Source organism: Pedobacter sp. ASV1-7 (assembly GCF_040203335.1).
GTDB lineage: Bacteria > Bacteroidota > Bacteroidia > Sphingobacteriales > Sphingobacteriaceae > Pedobacter.
The window spans coordinates 1-11,650 of record NZ_JBEHBV010000007.1 but is presented as its reverse complement, the minus strand read 5'-3'; the positions used below and the strand labels follow the sequence as shown (position 1 = coordinate 11,650).

The window sequence follows — 11,650 nt, the reverse complement described above, 5'->3', positions numbered from 1 at the left end:
TAGACTGCTGTTAACGAATGTTTTGTTGGATTTTGCTTCTGCTGATCTCATCTTCAGGGATGGGAAAGGTATAGCGTAGATCATTTGGAGGTAGTAAATATTGCTGACCGTTTAAGGTCCGTTTCAGGGTAATTTCAGCTCCGGTTTTATTCAACCGTTTGATGTCTTGCCATCTGATTCCCCTCCAGATCAGTTCTTTTCTGCGTTCTAAAAGAATGATGGAAAGTGCTTCTTCGGGGCTTTCAGCTGAGATTGGTTGGAAGCTTCCGGTTTTAAATCGCATGACCAGCAGTTTGTTCAGCCATTCCATAGCAAGGATGGTTTGGTTTCTTCTGGCTAGACATTCAGCTTTGATTAGATAGATTTCATCTGTAGCCAGTCCCGAGAAAGGATAACTCCCGCCACCAAAATACCCTCTTTTAAAATAGCTGCCTGTCGTGTTTTGACCAAACAGGATCGGTAGACGCAGATCATCTTTGGCATAACTGCTAAGTATTTCCGGGTTGACACGTATGGAAGTATTACTGCTTATGGTATTGGTGCTGCTATAAGTTAGTACTTGTGAACTGGTAAAAATGGCTTCCTCATTCAAGCGGCTGAAAGGAGTAGTGCTGGTTTGAGAGATGGAATTGTAGTCAATCAGCTTGTCGTATATACTTAAGGTGAGTTCAGCAAAACGTTCTGCCTCGGTATAATTGTTCATGTTTAGATAGATGCGTGAAAGAAAGGCATACACCGTGACTTTACTTGGTTTAAAGCGGTTGCTAATCTGGAATTCGGAACTAAGCAGGTTTAAGGCGCTGTTGAGGTCTTGGAAAATTTGTTGGTAACATTCGGCTGCAGTTGACCTTTGAGACAGCTCGTCAATACCGGGTTTGAGTCGGATCGGGACGCCGAGGGCTTTATTTGAATTACTTTGGTCATAAGGTTCTGAAAAATGCTGAAGCAGATCATAGAGTGAATAGGCGCGTACGAATAATGCCCAGCCTTTGATCTGTTTGAATGTCGGACTGTTTTTATCATTGAGTTCATCAAGCCCTTGTAGGATATTGTTGGCATAAAAGATCGAGGAATAAGGTTTATTCCAATCCATTCTGTCAATTTCACCTTCAAAGATGTCTTTTGCCCATATATAAGCGTTTCTCTCTGTTGCGCTTGCAGCCTGCCAGCTCGCAAAGTTGTTGAATTCATAATCATCACTGGAAAGGTTTCCCAGTGCAGCGGTCAGATTGAGTTGATTATTGTTGAGTAAGTTTTCAAAATCTGATAGGGTACGGGGGACAATGATATCGGTACTTGGTTTTGCATCTAAAAAGTCTTTTTTACAGGAACTGATCAGGCTGCAGGTTAATACCAGTACTGGTAGGATGGTTAAAGATAAATTTCGTTTCATATGTCTATGTTTTAGTTATAAGTCTGCTTTTAATCCCAGGGCGAAGGTTTTTGAGGTGGCTATGTTCCTGCTGTCAGGATCGATATGGTGCTTGTTTTCTCGCCATATGATGCCCAGGTTATCAGCGATAAAGAATAATCTGAAATTTTTGAAAGGAAGACTGGGGATATTCTTTTTTAGTTCATAGTCCAGTCTGATATCTCTGAGCCTAACATGGCTGCCGTTTTCTACAAGTACTTTAGAGTAAGTGTAAAGGCTGGTACGGTTTGCCACCGCCGGATAAACCAATCGGGGAACTGAAGTAAATGACTCATCTCCTGCTTGCTGCCAGCGTTTACCATAATCAGGCATGTTAAATGCGCCATTATACAATGTACCGTTATCAAGGGAGGCTCTTCTGAAATAATAACCGCTTTTGAAAGTGATGTTACCTGAAAGGCTCAATGGTCCATAAGAAAAGGTGTTCAAAAGGGAGCCAAAAAAGGTTGGTGTTCCCGATCCATGATAGATCAGGTTATTGCGGTTTTCTGAATTTCTGATTGCGGTGTAGTCTTTACTGATTATTCCGTTCAGGTAACCTTGTGGATTGCCCTGTTGATCGAGGCCAGCGTATGGATAACTGAAAATGGCTTGATAGGGATAGCCTACAATGGGGTTGTCGTATAAGGTTGCAAGGACGTTATAGTTATTTCCGGGATCTTTGTGATAGGCTGTTACCTGATCTTTGACAAAACTCAAAAGAATCATAGTATTCCAGGTAAGTCGTCCCCGGATATTTGTAGTGTTCAAATTAAAATCAATTCCATTTGTTCTGACATTTGCTGAATTTCCCCGAAATTCTGATATGCCGGTTTGGGGAGCAATGGGGGAGTTCCCGATCAGATCAAGGCCGGTTTTGATGTAGTATTCAATGCTTCCTGAAATTCTGTTTTCTTTTGTCGCGAAATCCAGTGCCAGATTGATGTTACGGACTTTTTCCCATCTCAGAGCGGGATTCGGTGGATTTTCAATGGCTGAAAAGGGACCTCCAAACCAGCTATTGCCTCTTACTGCGGCAGTTAGGTAGGCGGATGTGGATTTGTCTGCGTTTCCGTTATAGCCAATGGTGGTTCTGATATAGAGTTTAGGAAGTATATCTAGTTTGTAAAAAGGTTCATTGGAGATTTTCCATAGACCTCCTGCGCTCCATAACGGGACTCCTTTCTGATTGGCTTTTACGCCAAAGAGATTACTTTCATCTTTTCTGGCACTTGCGCTTAAAATGTATCTTTCTTTGTAGGTATAGGAGAGATTGAAAAAATAAGACCTGTTGCGGTCTGTGGTTCCTCGGGTAGTTGCCCCGTTAATGATTCTTGCTGTTGTGGAATTATAGAAGTAAGGAAACGTTTTACTGAAATCTACCTGCTGATTGAGATTGATGCCTGTTTCAGGATCATAACCATACAATATATTGGAATTACTAAGACTTTGGTAGTCGCGGACTTCAAAACCCAGAATTCCATTTAGGGAGTGGTCTTCTCCAAAAGTATCTTGGTAGCTGATCAATGCCCTACCGTAGTTACTTTTATATTCACTTGCTGTTGTGTATTGGATGTTGCCAAGGGGGATTGGCCGGATGACTTCTCCACTTGTAGTATTGATCTGGGTGAGGGTGTTGATGGTATTTCTTGCATAATAGGAATACTGGTCGTGATTCGTATTTTGCTGATTGCTACCTTTTTGATAGAGGTAGGATAAGCTAAAATCAAGTTCGGGAATGATCTTGTAGGTGGCGGTACTATTAAATCTGTAGTCTGTCAGATGGGTGACGACTGTTTGATCTAGTTCATCCAGCGGCCTGTACATCCAGTCCAGTAGTTTTCCGTTGCCTGCATTTTGAGCATAGTTTAAACTTAAGTTTCCGTCTGTGATTGCTAAATGGTTTCCGTTTTCATCTGCGATGTTTTCATAGGGATATCTGGCATTTTTTGACTGGTGGTTAAAGCCGGATTTGCTTTTAGTGAAGGACAGGCCTGTCTGAAGTTCTAGTTTATTTTCCAGAAATGCATAGGTATGATTTGCGTTGAAAGTAAAGCGATCATTTGAACTGGAAATGTCGTTCATGAGGTTTTTATCATAGCCAGCAGAGAGGTAGTATTTTTGTTGTTCGCTTCTACCGGAAAGGTTTATCTGGTGTTGTTGTATCACAGGAATCCTGTATAAGTATTCCAGCTGATCTTCTCGATAATCATATTGGCTGATGGAGTCCAGCAACTGGTTTCGTTTGTCGATCCTGATATTTCCTTGTCTGTGTAGTAACATGATTTCTACAGCGGGGGAGAGCGATCCGTAACCATTGTTAATGGTGGAATTGTATTTGCCTTTATCAAAAAGGTATTGCTCCACTTCAATGTATTCCTTGCTGGTTAATTGAGTTTGTGTGAATAGTCTGGGTTTCTGCCCGATGGTGATGCTATTGTTGAAACTAATGTTGGACTTCCCTGTTCGTGATCCTTTTTTAGTGGTAATTACGATTACCCCATTGCCTGCTTTGGTTCCCCATATGGATGCGGCAGCTGCATCTTTTAATATGGTGATGCTTTCTATATCATTTGGATTGATGTTATTGAGGTCACCTTCATAGGGGAAATTATCCAGTACAATTAATGGATCGGGATTACCGAATAAGGTGGAGCGTCCTCTGATGGATAGGTCAGATTTTACGCCTCCCACAGCATTGTTTCTGTTGAAGATCAGGCCGCTTGCAACACCATCTAGTCTTGATAGAATATTGGTGCCAAGGCTTCTGTTGATCAGGGTGCTATCTATGAGTACAAAGCTGCCGGTTGAGCGTTCCTTGGGCAGTGTCTGGTAACCGGTACTAACGATTTCAACTTCTTTTAATTCGCTTTGATCTTCTGTTAGGATGATGTTAAATGTTTTTTTTGCTGGATTGAAGGGGATTACTATGGAATTATAACCTAGGTAACTAATTTGTAAGATGCCCGTTTGTTTTGTGGAGACGATATTGAATTCACCTTTTGTATTTGTTTGGGCAGTAACTTTTTCGTCTTTAATTCTGATAGTACTGCCCGGAATGGGGATGCCTTTTTGATCGGTTACTTTGCCGTTTAGGATTGTGGCTTGTTGCTGTGCGTTTGCGTTGAAAAAAAGGCAAAGCGCGGCCATTACGATGATTGGTATCGATTTTTTCATACTGTTTTTATGAATGATTAGTGGTTAGTTTTTTCGAGAAAAGTGGAGGTGTAAAGCGAGACAGAAATGTCTGCTCCCTAATACATATGAGCTGTCTTCTTTGTGCAAGGGATTTAATCTGGCCCTTTTATGATGTTCTTAAATAGGTTTTTAAGGAATCGATCACAGTTATTGAACGTAGTTTTACAAATTTTGGAATAAGAATTTTTTAGCCATAGGAGTCTTTTAAAGTTTCCTTTTGAAAGAATAAATATGGAAGGACTTAGTATCATGATCTAATTTTGATTTGATACCGAAAGATTTGAAATTCAGAAAAATAAGAAAGGGCCGCCTTAATGCTTATTCTGAGACGAAGGCGTAGGACCGCCACCGCTTTTCAGCGGCCGAACACAGAAAAGCAGGCGACCCAAATCCTTATGTTATGCAAAGATAACATAGGAAATGAGTTTTAACCTACCTCTTGTGTTCAAACGTCCTACTTTTCGTCACAAGTTCTTTCGGTAATTAACTCATTCCAGTTAACTGGATGATATTTTTATATATGTCTTTTTACAATAGTTATAATTAATTGATTGTTATTAGCTAAGATAATGAAAATATTCTAAATCCACAAGTGGAGTTGATGTAAGTTAATTATTTATGTCTATTGCCAATCAAATGGCAAACAATACAGAAGATATTATTTATGTTGAGATATCCGAGATGGATTATCTTCTAATATGTTTTGTACGAGCTCTTAGAATACAAAAAGGATTAACTCAATTACAGCTTTCCCAGAGGATGAAACTTGCTGATGGTTTCGTTTCAAAAGTCGAAACCTTTGGTGAACGAGCGAAGTACAGCATTCGCCATTTACCTCTTTTAGCGATAGCACTTGAATGTGAAATTAAAGATGTTCTACCAAAGCAAACCCCGAAATACGATCAGATTAGATTAACTCTGAGAAGAGCAAATAAGATTAACAAGGATGGATCAACCTCTAAAAAAAAGTTGACTGAAGTTATAAGCATCGAGCCCATAACCAAAAAAACAATAGGGGATCGGTAGATAAAGTCGAAATTCGATTTGATGTTTAGAGTGTTTTTTTGAGCTATTTGGCTGGGTAATCCGACCCGTGGAATTGCTAAGATTCTAATGAATGCCACAAAATTATTTTCAATTCTAAGTATCCAATGTATATGTTTAGTACATTTAGGAATTGGTATTTACAAAAATGACGCTTTATCACTCATCAAATAATGATCTTGCACCTGGCGATATTATTCCACCTGGTAATTGGGGGAAAATGGTATTTTACTCCAAGGTTGACCATCATCTTTGGAAAAGAGAAATGACAATTGAGGCGATGAGGATCTGGAATTTTGCCGAAAAGCCCTCCAGATTAAAATGTGCATTTGCTTGTGATAATTTAGATACGATGGTTTGTTACCATGTCAAGGAAAACCCTGAGGGGTTTATCTATCAGGTAGAAGCTGTCGATCCTCATGCGCCAATGCATAAAGGTGACTTTAATGCTGTTGGAATTCCAAAGGGATATCCTGACAATATGTGGGGAATTGCTTCAAGGTATTGGGGCTACGATTTAAAAACGCATATCACTGAGTGGCCAGGTATAGAATGTTCAGAGATTTTAGTAGGATCAGGTTTAAGAGTGATTCGGAAAATATCAGAGGAGATCATAAAAAAGAAAGCCGGTGAATTGATTCTACCATCAGATCCGGCCTAGTTATGAATATTCGCTAATTTATCTATCTTCGATTAGCCAATGTTATGCAGGATTATTATAAAATACATGCTGAATGTGAAATAAGTGCTGACAAAGTTTCGGTTGAAGTTATTGCTCCCCATACTGGTTGGCTGGTTTGGTTACTGGAAGAAGGGATTGCGCTTGAATCTTCAACTTGCATTGCCTTGCTCGATCTGGATGGTGCTATGGATAAGATATGAGGAAAATTGTATTTAGGTTTTGGCTGGTTAATGTGGTGCTAAGTCTCGGGCTGTTTATGCTGTACAGGTTTGTTATTGACGGTTTAGTGCCTGCTGATACTAGTTTTTTAGAAAGGTTTTTTAATTTTATGGATGTATTGATAAACCTGGGTTATTCATTGATCTATCTTGCTGTGATGATTGCGGGTTCTTTATTTGTTTTTCTAAATCAAATTGAAAAGGTTAAGCGGAGTTATTTTTTGTCTTTACTGACGTTTTTAGCAGTCCCTTTGGTTTGGGTTGGTTTTTTGGGTGTTAATGTTTTGATGGGTTTTTACGAGTATAGCCTTGCGCCTGCTGGTCCGCTAATAATACCGTTTTGCTTCTCGATTATTTATTTGGTTTGTGCTGTTCTGGAGTTTCTAATTTTCAGAAAAATAGTAAAAAACACTGATAAATAGATTTTTACCATTTTTTCTGGTTTGGTGCTGTCAGTGAATGCGTCATTTCTCTATTGATTAACCTGAAATTATGGTGATTTTCAGAGAATCGATCAGGAGTTTCTTTCTTTTTTTTCGGTGTTTGTACGGGTAATCCCGTATTATTTATTTTACGTTTTTTCCCTTACGTTTTCTTTTTTCTGTGTGGCTAGATTGTGGGCTTAAAGCTTTTTTAGGCTGATGTGGTTTGTTTAATTTTTTCTTGCCGGGGTGATGAATTAATGCCAGTTAACGGGTGCCGGTGGGGTTTATCTAAATTTATAATGCTATGCGTAAAAACAATAATGCGAAGCAGGAGTTCCGGGATCTCCGGTTGAGGTTGAAGGGGATTGCCTCTCGTGGGGATTATTCTTTGCTGTCTCGTTTTAATGAGTCGATTTCTTTGATTAATGCTTTTCTGGCTGTGGTTAGGGAGCGGGTGACGACTGTTGCTTTTCGGGATCAGCTGGAGGAGATCTATTTTTTTAAGTTCGAAAAGCCGGAGTATTATGCGCTAAAGATTTACCAGGTGTCTTTGTTTGCGATGCTGAATCAGCGTCCGGTGGGTACCGATGAGATGCTTCGGGATTATTATGTGGAGGAACTGGCTTTTATTTCTCGGTTTTTTAAGCAGTATGCTTTTTTGTATGAGTATTACCGCTCTGGTTTTACGCAGATGGATGAGTTGTTGTTTCTCAGGGATGGGATGGTTCCTGATGTGTTGCTGCCTGAGTTTTGGGAGCTGGATGGGGAGTTTTCTACGCCAGGGGATTATTTGTTTTCCAAGTTTATTGCGTATGAGAGTTTGCGGGAGTTTATCCTGGGGGAGCTTCGGGTGTTGGAGGTGAGGGCTGCTGCTGTGGTTTCGTCTGTGAATGGGGATAAGAAGTGGTTTGACTGGACGGGGGAGGTGGTGAATTTGGTGGAGTTGGGTTATGCGCTGTATGTATCCAGGCAGATTGGGGATGGTAAGGTGTCGCTGGCGGAGATTTTTCGCTGGCTGGAGGAGAGTTTTGGGGTGGAGGTGGGGATTCCTGCGAACCGTTTCAGGGAGATTAAGCGCAGGAAAAGGATCAGCCGGACGCATTTTTTGGATTTGTTGCAGCAGGCTTTGCTGAAATATATGGATAATGATCTGGAGGGTTAGGTTTGATTTTTGGGGCTTGGTGGTGGTTTTGGGTGGGTTTTGCTTGGATTTTGGTTGTTTTTTTCAATTTATTGATCTCTACTAGTGACCAAGTGATTTTGGGCTTTTGAAATTTTGTGTGGTGAATCGGCTACAATGTCGTGGCGGATAAAAATTAAAAGATATGATGTTACAAGTGTTTACCTGGCAGGAGTTTTTGATTGCTGCGTTGGTGTTGAGTGTGCTCTGGTATGCGGGGGTTGGGCTGCTGTTTTACCGGGGGGAGATTTTGGGGTTTTTATCGGGTAGGGGAAAGAGTTCTGAGCCTTTGGCGCATAGCTGGCAGGATCAGGTGGATGAGCTGGAGTTGGATCTGATGGGTGGTGTTGCTGGGGAGTCTGGGGTGAGTGTGCTGGAAGCGGATGAGTTCAGTTTTGTGCCCAGGGAGTCTGTGGATAGGGATTTAGATCCTTTGGGTGATCTGGCGGATGTGCAGGATGAAATTAAGGGCATTTGCTCGGTGTTGGAGATGGAGAATGGAACCAGGGCGGATTTCTTTGCGCTGTTTGCGATGATTCGAGAAAAGTACCCGAAGGTGTTTGAGGGTGGTGTAAGGGTTGAACTGGCGGAATTTATTGTGGAGCATTTGCCTTTTGAGCTTTCCGAGGATGAGCTGGCTGGTCTTTTGGACTAGGTAGTTTTGTTGGTTCTTTTCGTAGGTTCTTGTTGAGTCTTCTTTTTTGAAATCCCTGCCACATAGGTAATGGCGGTGATTGGACTGCTGATCAGGGAATTTTAAATAAGATGTATGAAGAAAAAAAACAGTGATGCTTTGGAGTTTGGGAAGCGAAGAAAATTATCAGGCCGGTTCGTTTTACTGGCGATGTGTTTGTCGGTGTATGGGGTGTTGAGTAGTGTCGTTGCCAGGGCGCAGGATGGAGAGGCTGGTGCGCCCATATAGGGTTGTTAATAAATGTGCCTTTGGCAAGGCATTGGGTTAGTGTTCAAAAGACCCAACATTAATCAGCTAACTCGTGAGGGAAACCAATAACGGGAAACATAGCCTGCTGATAAAGCTATAAGTCAGTTAGTTATCAGACTGCGACTGAATAGTGAGATGAAAAAACAGATATAAGGATAAAGTCCTGATTGATTGAATGATAGCCTGAGTGTTCTTTGCCGTGTTTATGACGTAAGATAACTAAAATCGTCATACTGTAATACTCCCAGATTCCCTGCCTATCGTGGGAGCTAGAACAAATTACAGCACAACTGCAATATGCAGTAAAAGGTGGAAGTCATATCCGATAATCTGTTGCGCCATAATTATTAACAACTAAATGGGGATTACCTAAATCGGAATGCCACTGGCGTGGCTATGAGAGTAGTCTCTGAATATCCGGTATGGTAACGGAGTCTTCGTAGTAGTCCGAGCAAGGGAAAGCCTTGTACATGGCGAAGGAAGACAGCTAATATTTTTTAATACTAATAAAGGAAAATGTGTGAGACATTATGAGAAGTCCGCAAAATGTATTAAACAGTCTAACAAGACACAGTATGGTTCCAAACTATAAGTTTGAGAAACTATACAGGATTTTATTCAATCCTGAGATGTACTATGTTGCCTATCAACGTATTTATGCGAAGCCAGGTAATATGACAGCAGGTTCTGACGGCAGTACTGTCGACGAAATGAGCCTTGCAAGGATTGAAAAGCTAATCGGTGCCATTCGTGATGAATCGTACCAACCAAAACCTTCAAGGAGGACATATATTCCAAAGAAAAAAAGCGGAAAAAAACGTCCTCTGGGGATACCAGTATTTGATGATAAATTGGTACAAGAGGTAATCAGATTGGTGTTGGAAGCGATTTATGAGGGACAATTTGAACATTGCTCTCATGGCTTCAGACCCAAACGAAGTTGCCATACTGCACTAATGCAAGTTAAAACTACTTACCGTGGAGTAAAATGGTTTGTTGAAGGCGATATTAAAGGTTTCTTTGATAACATCGACCACGATGTTTTAATCAATGTCCTGAGAGAACGCATAGAAGATGACCGTTTCATTCGGCTTATAAGGAAGTTTCTAAATGCTGGGTATGTTGAAGATTGGATTTTTCATAAAACGTACAGTGGAACTCCGCAAGGTGGAATTGTTAGTCCAATTCTGGCTAATATATACCTGGACAAACTGGACAAGTATATGAACGAATACATCCAGAAATTCGACAAAGGAAAAAAACGGAAAGCAAATCCTGAAACAGCTAAACTTCAAAGTAGAAGAGCTTTACTGGTCAAGAAACTAAAAATTGTAGAGGATGAAACTGAAAAGTTATCTCTTATCAGCGAGATAAGAACTATTGAAAAAGAAAGAACCCTAATTCCTTATGCAAATGAAATGGATGGGAATTACAGAAGATTAAAATATGTAAGATATGCAGATGATTTTCTGATCGGTGTAATTGGTAATCTGGAAGATTGCAGGCAAATCAAAAAGGAAATTAAAGACTTCCTCAATGATAAGCTGAAGCTTGAACTATCAGACGAAAAGACTTTGATCACCTATTCAGAAACTCCTGCTAAATTCTTATCATACAATATTACTGTAAGAAAATCCAATCTAGCAAAAAGGGATGAGAAGACTAGAAGTTTAGATCGTGTTTATAGTAAAAGGGTCGTTTTAAAAATGCCTGAAAATGCGATGAGGGACAAGTTGATTGAATATGGTGCTGTCAAGTTTGATCAGTATCAAGGGGAACAACGGTGGAAGCCATCAGCAAGACCAAGGTTATTTAATAATGACGATCTGGAAATTATAAGTCAATACAACTCCGAAATCATAGGGTTTTATAACTACTATTCAATAGCGTTAAACGCTGGAGCGATTAACACCTTCAAATACTTCATGGAATACAGTATGTATAAAACCTACGGGAGAAAACATCAACTGTTCATTCCACGAGTAATTGAGAAGTACAAAATTAATGGTGAGTTCACCATAAGGTACACAAATAAAAAAGGTGAAAACAGAATCAGAGTCTTATACAACAGAGGTTTCAAAAAGAAAGATGAAGCTATGACATCCCGTGTGGATAGTTTTCCAAAGTGGGATGATATGTTTTCTACAACCAGTTTAATAGACAGGTTGAAAGCTCAAAAATGTGAATTGTGTGGTTCGGAAGGAGAACTTCAGATGCACCATATAAGAAAGATGAGTGACATTAATAAGCAAGGCAAAGCGCCTTGGCAAATTAAAATGATCGCCAGAGCAAGGAAGACAATGGCAGTGTGTATACCCTGCCATAAAAAGATTCATCACGGAGGTTAGACTGCGAATATTAGTGGAGAGCCGTATACATGGAGACGTGTACGTACGGTTTGGGGGAGAGACCTCGGAAACCTATTATAGAAATATAAAAAGGCGCTGGGTTCTTATCCTACGGATCAGGGCTGCGGCGGATCAGGTGTCGGGTTATTTTGATACGGGATGTGATCTGGTGTATGCGATCGGTGCAGTAGTGGGCTTGAT

General features: G+C 40.4%; 8 protein-coding genes and 1 pseudogene. 7 read left to right on the top strand and 2 right to left on the bottom strand.

What is annotated here, in order from left to right:
• Positions 1-10 precede the first annotated feature (10 nt).
• Entirely contained in the window at positions 11-1,393 is a 1,383-nt protein-coding gene (locus ABDJ41_RS16090; RefSeq protein ID WP_349787096.1) for a RagB/SusD family nutrient uptake outer membrane protein, read from the bottom strand.
• 15 nt (positions 1,394-1,408) lie between these two features.
• Positions 1,409-4,588: a SusC/RagA family TonB-linked outer membrane protein gene (locus ABDJ41_RS16085; RefSeq protein WP_349787095.1), complete on the bottom strand. Its 3,180-nt coding sequence runs from the start codon at positions 4,586-4,588 to the stop codon at positions 1,409-1,411.
• A gap of 657 nt (positions 4,589-5,245) precedes the next feature.
• Here ABDJ41_RS16085 and ABDJ41_RS16080 point away from each other — a divergent pair.
• The 7 genes and pseudogenes from ABDJ41_RS16080 to ABDJ41_RS16050 form a co-directional block, all read left to right on the top strand.
• The gene (locus ABDJ41_RS16080; protein ID WP_349787094.1) at positions 5,246-5,635 is read left to right on the top strand and encodes a helix-turn-helix domain-containing protein; all 390 of its coding nucleotides are present in this window, start codon (positions 5,246-5,248) and stop codon (positions 5,633-5,635) included.
• A 166-nt stretch (positions 5,636-5,801) separates the two neighbouring features.
• Positions 5,802-6,314: a hypothetical protein gene (locus ABDJ41_RS16075; protein ID WP_349787093.1), complete on the top strand. Its 513-nt coding sequence runs from the start codon at positions 5,802-5,804 to the stop codon at positions 6,312-6,314.
• A 44-nt stretch (positions 6,315-6,358) separates the two neighbouring features.
• Positions 6,359-6,535, top strand: coding sequence for a hypothetical protein (locus tag ABDJ41_RS16070; protein ID WP_349787092.1), 177 nt, complete (start codon positions 6,359-6,361; stop codon positions 6,533-6,535).
• Positions 6,536-7,282: 747 nt separating this feature from the next.
• Positions 7,283-8,140, top strand: a complete 858-nt coding sequence (locus ABDJ41_RS16065) for an RteC domain-containing protein (protein WP_349787091.1) — start codon at positions 7,283-7,285, stop codon at positions 8,138-8,140.
• Between the two features lie 163 nt (positions 8,141-8,303).
• The gene (locus ABDJ41_RS16060) at positions 8,304-8,813 is read left to right on the top strand and encodes a hypothetical protein (RefSeq protein ID WP_349787090.1); all 510 of its coding nucleotides are present in this window, start codon (positions 8,304-8,306) and stop codon (positions 8,811-8,813) included.
• An 863-nt stretch (positions 8,814-9,676) separates the two neighbouring features.
• Positions 9,677-11,449: a reverse transcriptase domain-containing protein gene (locus ABDJ41_RS16055; RefSeq protein WP_502930341.1), complete on the top strand. Its 1,773-nt coding sequence runs from the start codon at positions 9,677-9,679 to the stop codon at positions 11,447-11,449.
• Positions 11,450-11,462: 13 nt separating this feature from the next.
• Positions 11,463-11,650 (top strand): annotated as a pseudogene (locus ABDJ41_RS16050) (hypothetical protein); the annotation flags it as partial.

What these genes read in the sequence shown, in the direction of transcription:
- ABDJ41_RS16090 (WP_349787096.1), bottom strand. Translation starts at nt 1,393, where the DNA reads ATGAAACGAAATTTATCTTTAACCATCCTACCAGTACTGGTATTAACC.
- ABDJ41_RS16085 (WP_349787095.1), bottom strand. Translation starts at nt 4,588, where the DNA reads ATGAAAAAATCGATACCAATCATCGTAATGGCCGCGCTTTGCCTTTTT.
- ABDJ41_RS16080 (WP_349787094.1), top strand. Translation starts at nt 5,246, where the DNA reads ATGGCAAACAATACAGAAGATATTATTTATGTTGAGATATCCGAGATG.
- ABDJ41_RS16075 (WP_349787093.1), top strand. Translation starts at nt 5,802, where the DNA reads ATGACGCTTTATCACTCATCAAATAATGATCTTGCACCTGGCGATATT.
- ABDJ41_RS16070 (WP_349787092.1), top strand. Translation starts at nt 6,359, where the DNA reads ATGCAGGATTATTATAAAATACATGCTGAATGTGAAATAAGTGCTGAC.
- ABDJ41_RS16065 (WP_349787091.1), top strand. Translation starts at nt 7,283, where the DNA reads ATGCGTAAAAACAATAATGCGAAGCAGGAGTTCCGGGATCTCCGGTTG.
- ABDJ41_RS16060 (WP_349787090.1), top strand. Translation starts at nt 8,304, where the DNA reads ATGATGTTACAAGTGTTTACCTGGCAGGAGTTTTTGATTGCTGCGTTG.
- ABDJ41_RS16055 (WP_502930341.1), top strand. Translation starts at nt 9,677, where the DNA reads ATGGTTCCAAACTATAAGTTTGAGAAACTATACAGGATTTTATTCAAT.